The sequence below is a fragment of the Undibacterium sp. Di26W genome, assembly GCF_049340265.1.
Taxonomy (GTDB): Bacteria; Pseudomonadota; Gammaproteobacteria; order Burkholderiales; family Burkholderiaceae_D; genus Undibacterium.
Map to the genome: position 1 here is coordinate 69,012 of NZ_JBMPOR010000022.1, position 16,818 is coordinate 85,829.

At 53.0% G+C, this 16,818-nt stretch carries 13 protein-coding genes; 7 read left to right on the top strand and 6 right to left on the bottom strand.

Going from position 1 to position 16,818, the window contains the following annotated elements; genetic code table 11:
• Positions 1–11: 11 nt before the first annotated feature.
• Both ACO0LM_RS21840 and ACO0LM_RS21845 read right to left on the bottom strand, forming a co-directional pair.
• Positions 12–3,650, bottom strand: a complete 3,639-nt coding sequence (locus ACO0LM_RS21840) for a bifunctional diguanylate cyclase/phosphodiesterase (protein ID WP_423039897.1) — start codon at positions 3,648–3,650, stop codon at positions 12–14.
• A 209-nt stretch (positions 3,651–3,859) separates the two neighbouring features.
• Entirely contained in the window at positions 3,860–5,161 is a 1,302-nt protein-coding gene (locus ACO0LM_RS21845) for a hemolysin family protein (protein WP_423039899.1), read from the bottom strand.
• A gap of 202 nt (positions 5,162–5,363) precedes the next feature.
• Here ACO0LM_RS21845 and ACO0LM_RS21850 point away from each other — a divergent pair, with 202 nt between their 5' ends.
• The 3 genes from ACO0LM_RS21850 (at position 5,364) to ACO0LM_RS21860 (ending at position 9,307) form a co-directional block, all read left to right on the top strand.
• Positions 5,364–7,394, top strand: coding sequence for a site-specific recombinase (locus ACO0LM_RS21850; protein WP_423039901.1), 2,031 nt, complete (start codon positions 5,364–5,366; stop codon positions 7,392–7,394).
• 97 nt (positions 7,395–7,491) lie between these two features.
• Complete coding sequence (locus ACO0LM_RS21855; protein ID WP_423039903.1) at positions 7,492–8,481, top strand: tetratricopeptide repeat protein; 990 nt, start codon at positions 7,492–7,494, stop codon at positions 8,479–8,481.
• Positions 8,482–8,671: 190 nt separating this feature from the next.
• Complete coding sequence (locus tag ACO0LM_RS21860; protein WP_423039905.1) at positions 8,672–9,307, top strand: YitT family protein; 636 nt, start codon at positions 8,672–8,674, stop codon at positions 9,305–9,307.
• Here ACO0LM_RS21860 and ACO0LM_RS21865 read toward each other — a convergent pair.
• Positions 9,267–10,253 (bottom strand): GlxA family transcriptional regulator, encoded by a 987-nt coding sequence (locus ACO0LM_RS21865; RefSeq protein WP_423039971.1) that lies wholly within the window; start codon positions 10,251–10,253, stop codon positions 9,267–9,269. The genes ACO0LM_RS21860 and ACO0LM_RS21865 overlap by 41 nt on opposite strands.
• A 244-nt stretch (positions 10,254–10,497) precedes the next feature.
• On the opposite strand from ACO0LM_RS21865, the gene ACO0LM_RS21870 reads away from it, so the two are divergent.
• From ACO0LM_RS21870 to ACO0LM_RS21880, 3 genes are all read left to right on the top strand, one after another.
• Positions 10,498–11,604: an S-(hydroxymethyl)glutathione dehydrogenase/class III alcohol dehydrogenase gene (locus tag ACO0LM_RS21870; RefSeq protein WP_422987812.1), complete on the top strand. Its 1,107-nt coding sequence runs from the start codon at positions 10,498–10,500 to the stop codon at positions 11,602–11,604.
• Positions 11,604–12,482, top strand: a complete 879-nt coding sequence (fghA, locus tag ACO0LM_RS21875; RefSeq protein WP_423039907.1) for an S-formylglutathione hydrolase — start codon at positions 11,604–11,606, stop codon at positions 12,480–12,482. Before ACO0LM_RS21870 ends, fghA begins: the two co-directional genes overlap by 1 nt.
• A gap of 184 nt (positions 12,483–12,666) precedes the next feature.
• Complete coding sequence (locus ACO0LM_RS21880) at positions 12,667–13,791, top strand: beta-ketoacyl-ACP synthase III (RefSeq protein WP_423039909.1); 1,125 nt, start codon at positions 12,667–12,669, stop codon at positions 13,789–13,791.
• A gap of 230 nt (positions 13,792–14,021) precedes the next feature.
• On the opposite strand, the gene ACO0LM_RS21885 is transcribed toward ACO0LM_RS21880, so the two are convergent.
• The 3 genes from ACO0LM_RS21885 to ACO0LM_RS21895 all read right to left on the bottom strand — a co-directional run bounded on the left by ACO0LM_RS21885 (position 14,022) and on the right by ACO0LM_RS21895 (position 16,027).
• The gene (locus ACO0LM_RS21885; RefSeq protein WP_423039911.1) at positions 14,022–14,711 is read right to left on the bottom strand and encodes a DUF3334 family protein; all 690 of its coding nucleotides are present in this window, start codon (positions 14,709–14,711) and stop codon (positions 14,022–14,024) included.
• A 67-nt stretch (positions 14,712–14,778) separates the two neighbouring features.
• Positions 14,779–15,084, bottom strand: coding sequence for a hypothetical protein (locus ACO0LM_RS21890; RefSeq protein ID WP_423039913.1), 306 nt, complete (start codon positions 15,082–15,084; stop codon positions 14,779–14,781).
• A gap of 265 nt (positions 15,085–15,349) precedes the next feature.
• Positions 15,350–16,027, bottom strand: a complete 678-nt coding sequence (locus ACO0LM_RS21895) for a GNAT family N-acetyltransferase (RefSeq protein WP_423039915.1) — start codon at positions 16,025–16,027, stop codon at positions 15,350–15,352.
• 408 nt (positions 16,028–16,435) lie between these two features.
• Between ACO0LM_RS21895 and ACO0LM_RS21900 the strand changes: the two genes are divergently transcribed.
• On the top strand, positions 16,436–16,777 hold the full coding sequence (locus ACO0LM_RS21900) for a helix-turn-helix transcriptional regulator (RefSeq protein ID WP_423039917.1): 342 nt from the start codon (positions 16,436–16,438) through the stop codon (positions 16,775–16,777).
• Positions 16,778–16,818: the final 41 nt, after the last annotated feature.

Genomic DNA, 16,818 nt, shown 5'->3' on the forward strand with positions numbered 1-16,818 from the left:
TGCTGAGCGGCTTACTTCAAACTGTTTCTGACGTAGGCCTCAAACTGGTCGGCCGGCAAAGGTTTTGAATACAGATAACCCTGCACTTCGTCACAGGCTTGCTGACGCAAAAATTCCAGTTGCTCGGCTGTTTCCACCCCTTCGGCGATGGTCATCAGGCCCATGCTTCTGGCCATGCTGATGACCGCACTGACGATGGCCCGGTCTTCCGGGTCACTGGTAATATCGCGCACAAAACTCCGGTCTATCTTCAGTTTGTATACCTTGAACTGTTTCAGATAACTGAGCGAGGAATAGCCGGTACCAAAATCATCGATGGACATGCGTATGCCACGCTCATGCAGGTTATTCATGACCGCAATGGCACCCTGTGGATCATGCATGGCCACGCCTTCGGTCAGTTCCAGTTCCAGGCACTCTGGCGGCATATCGGCTTCGCGCAATATGCGCGTCACCAGTGCCGGCAAATCATGATGGCGGAACTGCACCGCCGACAGATTGACGGCAATCAGCAAATCCGGAAGACCATTTGTCTGCCACTGTTTCCATTGCCGCACTGCCGTCCGCAATACCCATTCACCGATGGATAAAATCAGGCCGCTTTCTTCTGCCACCGGGATAAACTCTACCGGCGACACCGCGCCCAGCACCGGATGCTGCCAGCGCAGCAAGGCTTCCGCCCCCAGCACGGCACCGCTATGCATGGCAATTTGCGGTTGATAATGCAATTGAAACTGTTGCTTTTCCACTGCCTGGCGCAAGGCATTCACCAGTTCCAGGTGACGGGTTGAACGTTCCTGCATTTCCTGGGTAAAGAAACGGAAGGCATTGCGTCCTTCACGCTTGGCCCGGTACATGGCGGCATCGGCATTGCGCGACAGGGTCTCAAGGTCTTTGCCATCATTGGGGTAAATGGCAATGCCCATGGATGCGGTGACGTTCAAGTCATAGTCACCGATACGGAATGGCGCATTCACGACCTGCATGAGTTTTTGCACGACCTGTTCTGCCTTGTGCTCATCCACACCAGTCAACAATAAAATAAATTCGTCACCGCCCAGTCGCGATATCGTATCGTTTTCACGCATGGAGGCCACCATGCGCTTGGCCAGTTCCACCAGCATGACATCGCCCAGGCTATGGCCCAGGGTATCGTTGATATCCTTGAAGTGATCAAGATCAAAGAAGATCACTGCCAGTGCATCGTTATTTCTTTCTGCCAGGCTGATCGCATAACGCGCCAGTTCATCCAGCAGGGTACGGTTGGGCAAGCCGGTCAATGCATCATAGTGGGCAAGGTATTTGATGCGTTCTTCCGTGCGTTTCTTGTCGGTGATGTCTTCCTGTATCGACAGGAAATGCGTCACTACCCCTTCGCTGTTGCGTATCGGTGAAATATGCGCCAGATCGGTATGATCCAGACCATCAGCATAGCGGTTGATGAGTTCGCCTTTCCAGCTTTCGCCGCGTTCAAGCTGCTGCCACATATCGGCATACACCTCTGGGGCGGTGCGGCCAGAACGCATGATGCTAGGTTGGCGTCCCACCACTTCATCCAGGCGCTTGCCGGCATTCTTCAGGTAGGCATCATTCGCATATTCGATATTCACCAGCGTGTCGGTAATCACGATGGCATTCGAGCTTTGTTCCAGCGCCTGCGACAGCTTGCGCAAGGTTTCTTCTGTCTGTTTGCGCTCTATGCCGATGGCGATCAGGTTGGCGGCCATTTCCAGCATCTGCAGGGAAAATATATCCGGGCTTAATGGCTGGTGGTGATAAATCGCGAAGGCACCAATGATCTTGCGTTCAGCCGAAAAAATCGGCTCCGACCAGCAAGAGAGCAGATTCGCCTGTTCCGCCACCGCCCAATAATCTATCCAGTAAGGATGCGTAGACAAATCGTGGGCAATGGTTCGCTCACCGGTAAACATGGCATTCCCGCATGAGCCTACGCCACGGCCTATCGCCACGCCTTCTATGGCCTGAACATAAAAGTCGGGCAAGTTGGGTGCCGCCCCGGTCCGCAAACGCTGGCCATCTTTATCCAGCAACATGATGGAACACAGGCAATCCGGCAGCAGCGATTCCACCTTCAGAACGACTTCATGAAACAATTCTTTCTGGGTCAAGGTGCCGGTAATCCGTTCCAGCATGAAGCTGCGCAATTCTTCCATCTGCAAGGCATGCTTGCGCTCGGCTTCCAGTTCAAAGCGGTTCAATGCATGACTGACATCGACGGCAAATTCGATCAACAATTCCTGCACCGCTTCATCAAAAGCATTTTCCTGATCGGAATACAGGTTGAAGGTACCCACCACCTTGCCATTGTTAAGCAAGGGCAGTGCCGCTGACGCCCGCCAGCCGTATTCTGCAGCACGCGCATGCCAGGGCGCGGTAACGGGATCACGCAAAAAATGCTGGCACCAGTAAGGCTGTTTTTGCAGATATGCATGGGCGCTGGGGCCCTGGGCAGTCGGCTCATCAGTCTTCAGCGAAATAAGCAAATCACGCAGACACGCAACGCCACTACCAAACCAGGCAATCGGTTTCAGTACCTGTTCGTCCTCATTGACCAAACCTATCCAGGCCATTTTAAGACCACCTATACTGACCGCATCTTCGCAGATGCGGGGCATCAATTCGGCTTTATTATCGATACGCAAAATGGATTGATTGCACTGGGCCAGCGCGCCATAGAGCTGGCTTAAACGTACACTTCTCTGGGTTGCCAATTGTCTTTCTTCTTCAATTGCCGCCAGCCTTTGGCGGGCAATGGCAAGCCAGCCCATGATGCTTTCTTCCGCGCCGGGTCTGGCGCTGACAGGTTCAGTAAAATTTCCTTTACCCAGGTTTACCAGACCGGCATACACCTCGGTAATCGAACCGCCCAGTGTCAGGTTCAGTGCGCGGTAAGAATGCCACAGCAAACCAACCAGCAACACCCCCAACACAATGAACAGCAAACGCAGACGCAAGGCAAATTGTTCGGCCCCCTGTAGCAGCGCCAGATTGCGCATTTCTATCATTTCGTGGGCTTCTGCTATCGGACGCAAAATAGCCAGTTTGGCTTGCCGGTACTGGTCGTCATACAACATGCCCATCGCCCGCTGTCTGGCCAACGCAGGGTCTGCTGCCGGGTCTTCGATCAGATGCATGGCAGCCCACTCTATCTTGGTCAGGGCATCAGAATTGGCTTTTGCCAGCTCCAGTCTGGCAAACTCTTCTTTACTGAGGCCTGCGTTACCCAGCAAGTCCAGCAAGGGGATGCCACGTCCTGGCCCTGGTCCTGCTACGCTGGCATCTTCATTGCTGCGCTGGTTATTGACGGCAGGGACCAGATCCCAGAACAGGCTTTTCCCCAAAGCAGGCCGCGCGGCCTTGCCATTGCGCACATCGAGAATATGCTGGTAGTAACGTTTATAGTCGGGATTGCCGGTGGCGACATAGCTGCGCACCATGCGGGTCAGGTCTTCCGAGGTTTGTTGCAATTCGGTCGACAGGACATGGGATTCAAAGCGGAGGTCATTCACCCGGTCTATGGATTTTTCTGAATGCACATACCAGACAAAAACCAGTGTAAAAAGGGCGAACACAGCCAAAGTCAGCCAAAAGCTGCGGGAATAACTGGATAAACTGTTGTGAGAAGTCATCGAAAAAAGGCTTTCCAGACTCGGTCAACAAAAACTGCCTCAGAACAAGAAAGGATTCTTGTTCCTTGACATGTTTCTCCTGATGCAATCTTGCACTTGGCTACAGTGTAACGGACTCAGGCAGGACATCAAATGCTTATTTGAACCTTGCTTGCGCCACACAACGCAAGGCAGGTTTTGTGTGGTCCACAATGACGTTCAGACATCATTCAGGTATCAGATTTGGGATGTATGCGAACCAGTATGATACGCGGGCCATTCATTTTCTTGACTACGGCATCAAAGCGCTCGAATTCGACTTTTTGGCCTTCCACCGGTAAATCACCCAGCTTGTGCATGATCAGGCCGCCTATCGATTCGACTTCGTCACTGTCGACATCAAAACCCAGCGCACTGCCCAGGGTAAACAGGGGCAGGCTGCCCTTGCCTATCAGGGTGCCGTCGTCCAGCAGGGTCCAGTCATTTTCATTTTGACGGAATTCATCACGTATCTGGCCGACCAGGGCGCTGAGCAGGTTGTCCAGCGTCAGGAAACCAACCGGCTTGCTGCCACGGGTACCGACGATGGCAAAATGTGGTGCCCCCTTGCGGAAACGGCGAAATAATTCCAGCGCCGGCATGGTAGGCGGCACAAATTCAACCTGGCGCACATGCTTGCTCAGGTCATCCAGCGGCTTACCGGCCTGCTGCGCCAGGAACAGGTCTTTCAGATGCAGCATGCCGAGTACGGTTTCATCATCGTCATCAAAATAGGGATACCGGCTGAAACGGTTACGGGAAGCAGTTTCCATGTTTTCTTCGAGCGAGACACTTTTGTACATGGCCACCACTTCATTGATGGGGCGCATCAGGTCGGAAATTTCCAGGCCGCCAAAATCCAGCACCTGGGCCATGATGCTCCACTCATCGCGGGTTTCTTTCTTACCGCCGTGGCTGCCGCGCAGGATCAGTTTCAGTTCTTCTGGCGAATAATGGGTATCACCGCCGTGTTCGGCGCTCAGGCCTATCCATTTCAAGACCTTGTTGGAACTCCAGTTCAGGGTCCAGATGGCGGGGTACATGGCCCAGTAAAACGCATACAAGGCCGGTGCAGTCCACAGGGATACGCGCTCAGGCATGCGGATGGCCATGGATTTGGGAGCCAGCTCACCCACCACGATGTGCAGGAAAGAAATAACAAAGAAGGCGAAGAAGAAAGAAATGCCGTGTATCAATTCTTCTGAATGGACACCGACGAGGATAAACAGGGGGTGCAACAAACTGGCAAAGGCCGGTTCACCTATCCAGCCCAGACCCAGTGAAGCCAGCGTAATGCCCAACTGGCAGGCAGACAGATAGGTATCCAGATGCTGATGGACCGTGAATAACAAACGACCCCGCAAACCCGAGGTCTTCGCGATACTGCGTACCCTGGTCTGACGCAACTTCACCAGACCAAACTCCGCTGCGACGAAAAAGCCGTTTAACAAGACCAGTAACAGGGCAGCAAGCACCAGCAATAAATTTTCCAACGTCTAACCTTTGTTATGTACAAGCCGACACTTTAGACTAAATTGCCTTTACTTGCATGCAAATGGTCTGGAATAAGCCTTACAAATCCCCCTTTTTATGAGGAGTAAGGACATTTAATTACAAACAGTATGACTTGTTCACATGACAAATGAAGCAAATTGCGTTACAACTTACGCTCTATAGCATTTTAAGGAGAAACGTTTGAGCATCGATAACGTTTTAGCCGAGATTCAACTCCGCCTGACCGAACACCCTGCACTGAACGATATCCAGCACCTGCGCAATCTGGTCGCAGAAATAAGACCGCCGCGCCCCCATGATATCGACCGTGCCACCCACAACCTGCGTGCCCTTTGCTTTGTCCTGCGGCAACGCCTTGCATGGCGTAGCGCGTTGCGTCACTACCTGTTGCAGGTATTAACCACGCGCAAGCTCGTGCATTTGTTTACCGATACCGGCATTACCCAGAACGTCGGGTTCTGGACAGCAGCCCGGCAACGCCTGCTCAACAAGATTTTGCCGCCACTGGTCAATGATGACTATATCAAGGATGTGTTTGGGCAATTATTTCACGAAGAGACAGATCATATCTGGGTGAATGGCATCGAAGACCAGGCCTGGGTGGATTTGATCAGCGCTATCGGTTTTCGCTTACGTACGGCGCGTCTGACACATGCCGCGCTGACCAGTGAAATCCTGAGTGCGGTACAGGTGCTGTCTTATCGCATCACGAATATCGGGCTGGAAGCAGAACTGGTACGCAATCACCCGGATATAGAAAAGTTTGAATCCCCTTTCCTGCGACAGAACGATGCCATCAATGACTATGTGCTGATTTACAGCCAGTGGCTAATCGATAAAACCCAGTTGCGTGAAGACAGCAAGCACATCGAAGTCTTGCTGACACAATGCGAAGACATCAGCAACCGCATACGCCGCACGGCTTCTTTCCAGGGTGTCTCTGTCAGCCTGACCCGTTTGCTGCTGCAACTGACGCAAAGCATTGCCCGCCTGCGACAGTTGCTGGATGTGCTCGACAGCCGCAACACCAGTACCACCGGCACCACCAGCCAACTCGGTGTGCAACTGTTAAAAGAACTGGTCAAGGCAGACAACGAGCGCCACAGCTTGCGCAATTTGATACAGACCAGTACCGAACTGCTGTCGCTGCAAGTCACGGAAAGAGCCGGTCGCAGCGGTGAACATTATGTCACCAACAATCGCACCGAATGGATGAGCATGCTGCGCTCGGCCCTGGGGGCAGGTTTTATTGTCGGTTTCATGGCGCTGATCAAGATCCTGTTTGGCTATATGGCCATGGCACCGTTTGGTTATGCCCTGTTGTACAGTCTGAATTATTCTTCCGGCTTCATATTAGTGCATGTGCTGCATTTCACCATCGCCACCAAACAGCCAGCCATGACGGCCGCGCTGATTGCGCGGGCGATAGACGAAGGCAAGCAAAAACTGGATGAGCTGGTAGAGTTGATCGTGCGCGTATTGCGCTCCCAGTTCATTGCCATTATCGGCAATGTAGGCTTGGCCATGCCCACCGCCTATGCCATCGCCTGGGCGTGGGTCATGATCACAGGCAAGCACCTGGTGTCACCAGAAAAAGCCGGACACTTGCTGCACGACATAGACCCCTTCGGCAGCCTGGCCCTGCCCCATGCGGCGATTGCCGGTGTTTGCCTGTTTTTGTCGGGCTTGATTTCCGGCTACTACGATAACAAGGCCAGTTATGCCTATATCCCGGATCGCTTGCGACAACTGAGCTGGCTGAAGAAAATCCTGGGTGAGGCAAAATTGCTGCGGGTGACGACCTATATCGGCAATAACCTGGGTGCACTGGCCGGAAATTTTTTCTTTGGGGTCATGCTGGGTACCATCGGCCAGCTCGGCAGCTTCTTTGGCTTGCCGATTGACATCCGTCATATCACCTTTGCCAGTGCCAATTTTGCCTTTGCCCTGGTGGGACTGGACAACCATATGAGCTGGCAAGTGGCGGTGTATTCGCTGTTCGGTATCATCGCGATTGGCATGGTGAACCTGGGTGTCAGCTTCAGCCTGGCAATGCTGGTTGCCCTGCGTTCACGACGCGTCAGTTTTGGCCAGGGTGGCTTGCTGACGGTCTTGCTGTGGACCCGCTTCTGGCAAGGCCCGCGTGACTTTTTCCTGCCACCGGCAGTTCAGGAAGAACCCGTTGTCGAACAGGATGCGCCAGGTAAGTAGACCACGGCCAGTAAGAATCGGGTAAAGACGGGGCGCAGGTCAACCAAAACTGGCAGGGCCCCGTTAAACTTGAATCATCATCCTGATCGAGAATAGTATGAAATTGTTGCAGACCCTGATTGCCATGTCGATCACTTCGATTGCGATGATGACGGCACCAGCCGCCAGCGCCCATGAATATGAAGCGCTGATGAAGGCAAAAAAATATGCCGAAGCCGATAAAGCGGCCACCGCCAAATTGAGTACTGATCCAAACAATGCCGATGCCCTGCTGGCGAAAGCCGAACTGATACTGGCAGAAGGCAAGCTGGATAAACTGGATGATGCCGCCAAGTATGCAGAGCAATGCATCAGCGCCCAGCCACAGATGTCTGAATGCCATGAAATGCTGGGCAATGTGCTGGGTACAAAAGCCACCTCAGGCAACATGTTTGCCGCCATGTCCTACGCCGGCAAAATCCACGATGCCTTCTTCAAGGCGGTGGAACTGGACCCGAAAAATTTCAACGCCCGTAATTCCCTGTTGCAATATTACCTGCAAGCCCCGGCAATTGCCGGTGGTGGTAAAAGCAAGGCACAAAACCTGGTGCTGGAAACCGCCAAGGTCAGCACCGCCGCCAGCAATCTGATGCAGGCAACGATAGACCTGTCTGACAAAAATGCCAGCCGCGCAGAAACCAATGCCCTGTCTGCCATCCCCGGCAATGTCGAAGCCCTGGCCAAGCTGCAGCGCAATGTGCTGTTCACCGTGGGTGCCACCTATGTGCAAGAAAAGAAATATGCTGACGCCGAACGGGTTTTCAGCGACCTACAGCAGCGTTACCCTGACAAATACCAGGGTTCGTATGGCATGGGACGCGCCTTGCAGGAACAGGGCAAGCACAAGGATGCCATCAACTGGTTTGAAAAATCCCTGAGCATCGATGCCAGCGCGGCCAGCCATTATCGCCTGGGGCAATGCCAGCAAGCACTGAACGACAAACCCAAGGCAATTTCAAATTTTGAAAAAGCCCTGACTTACAAACCACCTCTCAGCAAAAAATTGCGTGAAGATGCAGAAACGCAGTTGAAGACCCTGAAGAGCTGACAGCGAGCAATGGCGTTTGTCACAAGACTGGCTCAAATCTGGCTGAGGTTCCTGGCAAGTCTTGACGCACATCAACGAAACTGACTATCGTCAGCCAGGCTGATATCTGGCTGGGCTGGCAGCAAGTACAATCGGTCCGTATCGATCCATATTGACCCGTATCGACCTTTTTTTGTACCTGCCACCTGTCATGAAAACCGTCAGCAAGACTCCGCCCAAATCACTGGTAGCCCATAGCCTGCTGGAAGATGTGCTGGCCATCTTTACCGGCACCATGCTGGTGTCGCTGGGTATCGCCCTGTTTAATCAGGCTGGCTTGCTGACTGGTGGCACCGCCGGGCTGGCCTTTCTGATTCATTACAGCACCGGCCTATCCTTCGGTCTGGTGTTTTTCCTCATCAACCTGCCGTTTTACTGGCTGGCCTGGCAACGCATGGGCTGGCGCTTCACACTCAAGACATTTTGTGCGGTGGCACTGGTATCGGTATTTTCTAGCCTGCATCCCAAATTAGTGCACCTGACCAGCATGACGGCACTGACCCCATTCTATGTTGCGTTGATCGGTGGCTTGATGATGGGCGTAGGTTTTATTGTGCTGTTCCGCCACCAGTCCAGTCTTGGCGGTATCAATATCCTGGCCCTGTACCTGCAAGAAAAACGCGGCATACGTGCCGGCAAGTTGCAAATGGCGGTGGATTTTTGCATCGTCATGGCTTCGCTGGCGGTAGTGCCACCGATGGCGCTGCTGGCGTCCATCATTGGTGCCTTTGCCCTGAACCTGGCAATCAGCCTGAACCACCGCCCTGACCGCTATGTGGCGATGTAAAACTGTCGCGGTATTGCGTCGGTGATACGTGCAAGCGTTTTTGGCATACCCGGCGCAAATGATCATCACTGGCAAAGCCACAACGAGCAGCAATGGTTTTAACCGGCATGCCCTGTTCCGACACGTCGGCCAATAAGCGCTGGGCAGTTTCAAGACGCGCAGTTTCGATAAATTCCGACGTGCTGACACCCACTTCACGCTGGAACAGGCGGGCGAAATTGCGCAGGCTCATGCCAGCCATATCGGCCAGTTGCGATACCGGCAGGCGTTGATGCAGGTTGGATAATATCCACTGTTGCAATTCACGGATATTGGTCTGCGCCGTTTTCTGGCTCAGCAAATGGGTACTGAACTGTGATTGTCCACCGGGGCGCTTCAGGTACACCACCATGTCACTGGCCACTTCCAGCGCCAGTTCATGGCCGCAATCATCTTCGACAAAAGCCAGGGCCAGGTCTATGCCTGCCGTCACACCAGCCGATGTCCACAGGTTGCCACTGCGTATAAAGATGGCATCCGCATCCACCTGCACAGCCGGGAAATCATCCTTCAACTGGCGCGCCACACTCCAGTGCGTGGTGGCATGCTTGCCATCCAGCAGCCCTGTCTTTGCCAGGAAGAAAGCACCCGAGCACAAGGCCGCCAGGCGCTGGATTTTGGGGGCGACATGCGCCACCCAGTCGATAATTGCGCCATTTTCTTCCAGCGCATCGCGGATATGGCGCGAGCCAACAATAATCGCATCGTCTGGCAAGGCCAGCGGGTTGATGGCCTTGGTCGCTTCCAGGCACATCAGCGTGTCTGAGCGCACAGGCCCAACCTGGGCAGCTGCAATTTTGACATCATAAGCGGCGGGCTTGCCCTGGCGCTGCAAATGGATATTCGCATATTCAAACACCGACATCGGCCCTATCGCCTCCAGCGCCTTGAAACCGGGATACACGATAATATCAAGCCGGCGTGGAAAACCGCGTTTGTCTGCGTGTTTGTCTACGTGTTGGTCTGTGCGCTTGTTTAAATTCACGACTTTACCCTGTGCATCAACAAAAGCATGATGATAGTCCAGAAGCCACTGCCCCGTCTTTTTAAGCCATTCTTCATTCAGAATCAGCCAGACCGCTAAAAAACACCCGCAATACACCGGCTTTCTAAGACAATCAGCAAACCTTAACATTCCATAAAGGATCAGCATGAAAACCAAAGCCGCCATCGCCTGGAAAGCAGGTGCGCCCTTGACGATAGAAGAAGTCGATCTGCAAGGCCCGCAAGCTGGTGAAGTGCTGATCGAAGTCAAGGCCACCGGCATTTGCCATACCGATTATTACACCCTGTCTGGTGCCGACCCGGAAGGCTTGTTCCCTGCCATCCTGGGACATGAAGGCGCTGGCGTCGTGGTCGATACCGGCCCGGGTGTCAGCAGCCTGCGCAAGGGTGACCATGTGATCCCGCTGTACACGCCCGAATGCCGTCAATGCAAATTCTGCCTGTCACGCAAGACCAATCTGTGCCAGGCAATCCGTTCCACCCAGGGACGCGGGCTGATGCCGGATGCGACATCGCGCTTCTCGCTGGATGGCAAACCACTGTTCCATTACATGGGTACCTCGACTTTTTCCAACTACATCGTGGTGCCAGAAATTGCCGTTGCCAAAGTGCGGGAAGATGCCCCCTTCGACAAGATTTGCTATATCGGCTGTGGCGTCACCACTGGCGTAGGTGCCGTGGTTTTCACCGCCAAGGTGGAAGCTGGCGCGAATGTGGTGGTATTTGGACTGGGTGGCATAGGCTTGAACGTGATACAGGCAGCCAAAATGGTGGGTGCCGACAAGATCATCGGTGTCGACCTGAACCCTGCACGTGAAAGTATGGCGCGCCAGTTTGGCATGACCCACTTCATCAATCCGTCGCAGGTAGAAAACGTGGTTGACCATATCATCCAGTTGACCGATGGCGGTGCCGACTATTCATTTGAATGCATAGGCAATACCAAGGTCATGCGTCAGGCACTGGAATGCTGTCACAAGGGCTGGGGTAAATCCATCATCATCGGTGTGGCCGAAGCCGGTGCAGAAATCAGCACCCGCCCCTTCCAGTTGGTGACTGGTCGCGAATGGAAAGGTTCTGCCTTTGGCGGTGCCCGTGGCCGTACCGACGTGCCCAAAATCGTCGACTGGTACATGGAAGGCAAGTTGAATATCGATGACCTGATCACCCACAGGCTACCGCTGGAACGCATCAATGAAGGCTTTGACCTCATGAAAAGCGGCGAATCCATCCGTTCTGTCGTGCTGTACTGATGAAGCCGCTCTTGCCCCTGCCGGATGATATTGAGCTGTTAAGCCAGCATGCCTGCCATGCTGGCGTGCAGCGGTTTTATCAGCATGCATCCAGAGAAATCGGATTGCCTATGCGGTTTTCTGTCTACCTGCCACCGCAGGCACTGGCTGGCGCCACTTGCCCAGCGGTGTTTTACCTTGCGGGGCTGACCTGCACCGAAGAAACCTTCATGATCAAGGGTGGTGCGCAAGCCATTGCCGCCCGCGAAGGCATCATCCTCATCACGCCAGATACCAGCCCGCGCAATGCCAACATCCCTGGCGACAGCGACAACTGGGATTTTGGCGTCGCCGCCGGCTTTTACCTGGACGCCACCGAAGCACCGTGGAGCAAGCATTACCGCATGCACAGCTATATCGTGCATGAACTGAGAAACATCCTGCTCGATAACTTGCCCACGGACAGGCAAAGGGTAGGCATCATGGGGCATTCCATGGGCGGCCATGGGGCATTGGTACTGGCCTTGCGTCATCCAGAATTTTTTCACAGCGTGTCAGCCTTTGCCCCGATTGCCGCCCCCATGCATTGCCCGTGGGGTAACAAGGCTTTCAGCGGCTATCTGGGGACAGACACAACAAGCTGGCGCGCCTATGACGCCACCCAGTTGATGCAGAATCTGCGTCAGCCCCCCTTCCCCAAAGGCATCCTGATCGACCAAGGGCTGGACGATAAATTTCTGGAAGCGCAATTACACCCCGACCTGTTTGCCGCTGCCTGCCAACAAGTACAACAGCCACTAAACCTGCGTTACCACGCTGGCTATGACCACGGCTATTACTTCATCACCAGCTTTGTTGAAGCGCATTTGCTGCATCATAAACAGCAATTGACTGGCTGAAAGTCGTAAAAGCTGCCAATTCTGTCACACCTGCTTGTTCCGGTTTCAAGATGCACCAAACTGGAACAAGCACTCTATTTCTGTGCGTTTCTCGCTAGATTGTCATTAATCTTGTGTAAAATCGAGCGACATCGTCGCGCATTTTTTGCGCATTATTCGGAACGACATAACAAGAAAGCAAGAGATGAGTAAAGTAGTCATCAGCGGCACCGGCCTGTACACGCCATCCCAGTCCATTTCCAATGAAGAACTGATCGCCAGCTTCAATGGTTATGTCCAGCAACATAATGCACAAAACGCAGCGGCCATCGCCAGCGGCGACGTCGTGGCACTGGAAGAATCCAGCGTTGCCTTCATAGAAAAAGCATCCGGCATCAAAGCCCGTTATGTGATGAACAAAGATGGCGTGCTGGATATCAACCGCATGACGCCACGCATCCCGGAACGCAGCGACGACGAACCATCCATCATGTGTGAAATGGCCGTGGCAGCCGCCACCCAGGCGCTGGAACGTGCGGGCCGCAGCGCTGCCGATATCGACGCCGTGATCTGTGCCGCCAGCAATATGCAGCGCGGCTACCCTGCCATGGCAGTTGAAATTCAGGCGGCACTGGGTATAGACGGCTATGGGTATGACATCAATGTCGCCTGTTCATCTGCCACGTTTGGCATACAGGCCGCCGTCACTGCCATAGAAAGCGGGCAAGCCCGTGCTGTACTGGTAGTCAACCCGGAAATCACCAGCGGCCACCTGAACTGGCGTGATCGCGACAGCCACTTCATTTTTGGTGATGCCTGCACCGCCATCATCATAGAACGCGCCGACCTGGCAACATCCAAGCACCAGTTTGAAATTGTCGGCTTGAAACTGAAGACCCAATTCTCGAACAATATCCGCAACAACTTTGGCTTCTTGAACCGCGCTGATGAAAGCGGCATCGGCAAACCCGACAAACTGTTCCGCCAGCAAGGCCGTAAAGTGTTCAAGGATGTCTGCCCCATGGCCGCCGCCGTCATCACCTCAACGGTACAGGCAGCCGGCATCAGCATCTCTGATGTAAAACGCTTCTGGCTGCACCAGGCCAACCTCAACATGAATTTGTTGATCGCCCGCATGATTTTGGGCCGTGATGCCACACAAGAAGAATCACCCACCATCCTTGACACCTACGCCAATACCTCATCGGCAGGTTCCATCATCGCCTTCCACAAATACCAGGAAGACCTGATACCCGGCACCATAGGCGTGATCTGCTCATTTGGTGCGGGCTATTCCATAGGCTGCGTGGTGGTAAAAAAGCTGAAGTAAAAACTGAAATACGAAAACTGAACCAAGCTATACGCACAAAGCAAAAGGCCGCTTAACTAAAGTTAACGCGGCCTTTTATTTAACTGCATCAATATCAATAGGACTTACGCAAAATTGTCCCAGCAAGGCGCAGCGACGAAGACAGCACGAATAGTGCGGCAAGGAGCTGTAACGCAGTTGAGGCGGTTTTGCGTAAGTCCTAATCAACATCAATGTTGATGCATGGCAATTTACATCCCCAAAGATTTCAACAGTTCGGCATTGTCATCGTCTGCTGCCGCAGGTGGTGCTGCTTCCGCTTTCTGACTAGCTTGCTGCATATCGAGCAAGGCATCCGGATCAGGTACTTCATGCGCATCAAAGTCATGCAGTTTGATGAACTCTGTCCGGTCGATGGCAAGTTCCAGATAAAAGATATTATTCTTTTCGGTAAAGAAAGACACGCGGCGCAGTTCTGGCCTGTCCAGCGGTGTATCCACACTCAGCATGACCTGCTTGGTCAGCACCAGCATCTTTGGCTGGTTTTGGGTGATATTGGTTTGTAGTTCCCTGCGTACCTTGCCAGTAAAATCACCGACGATCTGGTTCATCAGTTCACCCAAAATATTGGCGACTTCATCTGACGTGAAAGACGTCGCCAGCTCGGACTTGGGCATGCCCATGTTGAGCATGTATTTTTCATAGATTTCCAGCGCGGTATCGCCATCAAAGTTCAACACCACCAAACCAGAAAAACCACCATCAAACAGCACAAAGCAGCCGATATCCGGCTTCAAACCTATCTTGGTAATACGCTGCACCATGGCCGAATAATGCACCTTGCTTTGCGTAGCGGCGTTCAACACCCGTAGCACCGAGTTACACAAACTGGTCAACAAGTCTTCCGTTCCGTACACCACATTAGTTTCTTCCGAGGCCATGGCCAACTCCTATTTTTTTACACTACAATTTTTCAAATCACCTGCAGCAAGCCAACAGCTTCCTGCTTCATTCCACAGCACGATCAACTGCCCGCGCTGACGACGGCTCAGCATGAGCACGCCCGTGTTCAGCAGAAGCAGCAAGCCGGAACAAAACGACTCTGCTTAGCAGGTGAGCAACTTTATCTTTCCACGCAGGATCTTGCCTGGCAGCGGCAGGCATGGCAGCAAACGTATCGCGCAAGCGCTTCACTTCCGTTTCAAGCTCAAGCACCCGCCGCACAGCGGTGAGCGTTGCATCAGAAGCCACGCGTTCTGCCAACAAGCCATCCTCCGGCACGTCGGTTTGCGATGTCAAATTGGTGATCAGCATGGTTTCATCCTTAGCGTGCCAGACATGCCGGCAAAATGAAACGGCACATCCCCCAGAGGACAGACTGACCTGTCCATAGGAATAATGCAAGAATACTGAAGCGCTGGGCCTCCGTCCACTTGTTTCATGCAGTCCGCACGTTTTGTTTATTCGCCAGTACAGCTGGATTATAGTACGTTGCCCCCATGCAACCAAGACAAAAGACGAAAGCCGCGCCTGACATCGCAGCCATCGCAGCACGGGGTTTTGTTCTATTTTTTGTTTTTTAATAGCGAGAAATGACTCTGGCGACCGACGTGCCATAGTGCTGGAAACCCATATTCACATATAGCCGGAACGCCGCTTCATTCGCACGCATGACACGCAAAAAGCTTTTCTCATGCTGTTGAGCATGACGGTGCAACAATACAGACACCAGCTTTTTTGCCATGCCCTGCCCCTGATACGCCGGGTGCGTGCAAACGCCGCTGATTTCCCTGTAGCCATCTGCACACAGACGCCCGCCGCCCATGGCCAGCAGGCGCGGCCCATCGAACACCCCCAGATAATCACCCAGCGCCAGGCTGCCCACAGTAAAAGGACCAGGGCTGGTCAGCGCGGCCAAATCCAATATGGCGGACTGATGTTGCGGCCCCAACAAAATGGTTTCCAGCGTTGTATCAGCGGTGGGGGTGGCCGTATTCCAGACCATCTTCTGTAATTCGGATTCTGATTCTATGCACCAGCCTGACGGTGCAGGTGCCGCCCAGCCATCGCAATAGATCTGCTCGCCGGCTGCCACATACCGCGCCAGCGTAGCAAGATCAGGGTTGCCAACATCCGCAAAAGCAGCAAACGGCGGAAAGCCCGCAGCATAACGCCGCACCGCGCCCAGCCCTTCCGCATACCTGGCATGCGGCCCCAACAGGGTATGCCAGACAATGTTATCAAGTAGATTGCTCATGCACGGATATCCCTATCAATGGCAGTAAGCTGCCTGCATTATTGGCCGCCCTTGGCGGATGAAGGCAACAGATTGTTCAATGAAATCTTGTCTTCATGTCTGGGCTTGAGCCATAAACATCAGTAACAAAGGCCCAGACTGTCGAAAACAATACGTTCACGACGGCTGAGTGCACTGCCCTACTCCTCACCATTCAAGCATCGCCATCGAGTGAATTATCCAAACATTACCTTAATCTTTGCGCAATTAAATTTCTAAATCTCGGTTGATGGCAGAAGGATGCATCATTGCATGGGCGTTGAATCACAAAATAATTCAAGGTTATTTATTGCTATATTTTATTTCAATATCGACAATATTTATTTATAGTTATAGCAACATTGTAAATATCGCCATTTCAGGACTTGCATGGGACAGCCAAGTAGAATATATCGCATTACGCAAATGCTTCATCAAGCTAAAGTCGTCACCAAAGCAGACATCATTGACGAGCTAGAAATTTCCCTGGCCACGTTCAAAAGATATCTGAGCTATCTCCGGGACCGCATGAACATCCCTGTCGAATTTGACAAAAATGCTGGAGGCTATCGCATTGCTTGGGGAGAACCTAACTCTCAGCAAGAACTACCCGGAATTTGGTTTAATGCAGATGAGATCCATGCCTTGCTAACGATGCAGCACTTATTAAACGATCTTCAACCAGAATTATTAGCTGGCGTGAAATTGCGGCAGCGCTGCGAGTTGCTCTAAGTTGGAGTGCATAGTCATGATTTTTTCCATGTCGTTTCTGG

What these genes read in the sequence shown, in the direction of transcription:
- ACO0LM_RS21840 (WP_423039897.1), bottom strand. Translation starts at nt 3,650, where the DNA reads ATGACTTCTCACAACAGTTTATCCAGTTATTCCCGCAGCTTTTGGCTG.
- ACO0LM_RS21855 (WP_423039903.1), top strand. Translation starts at nt 7,492, where the DNA reads ATGAAATTGTTGCAGACCCTGATTGCCATGTCGATCACTTCGATTGCG.
- ACO0LM_RS21860 (WP_423039905.1), top strand. Translation starts at nt 8,672, where the DNA reads ATGAAAACCGTCAGCAAGACTCCGCCCAAATCACTGGTAGCCCATAGC.
- ACO0LM_RS21870 (WP_422987812.1), top strand. Translation starts at nt 10,498, where the DNA reads ATGAAAACCAAAGCCGCCATCGCCTGGAAAGCAGGTGCGCCCTTGACG.
- fghA (WP_423039907.1), top strand. Translation starts at nt 11,604, where the DNA reads ATGAAGCCGCTCTTGCCCCTGCCGGATGATATTGAGCTGTTAAGCCAG.
- ACO0LM_RS21880 (WP_423039909.1), top strand. Translation starts at nt 12,667, where the DNA reads ATGAGTAAAGTAGTCATCAGCGGCACCGGCCTGTACACGCCATCCCAG.
- ACO0LM_RS21885 (WP_423039911.1), bottom strand. Translation starts at nt 14,711, where the DNA reads ATGGCCTCGGAAGAAACTAATGTGGTGTACGGAACGGAAGACTTGTTG.
- ACO0LM_RS21890 (WP_423039913.1), bottom strand. Translation starts at nt 15,084, where the DNA reads ATGCTGATCACCAATTTGACATCGCAAACCGACGTGCCGGAGGATGGC.
- ACO0LM_RS21895 (WP_423039915.1), bottom strand. Translation starts at nt 16,027, where the DNA reads ATGAGCAATCTACTTGATAACATTGTCTGGCATACCCTGTTGGGGCCG.
- ACO0LM_RS21900 (WP_423039917.1), top strand. Translation starts at nt 16,436, where the DNA reads ATGGGACAGCCAAGTAGAATATATCGCATTACGCAAATGCTTCATCAA.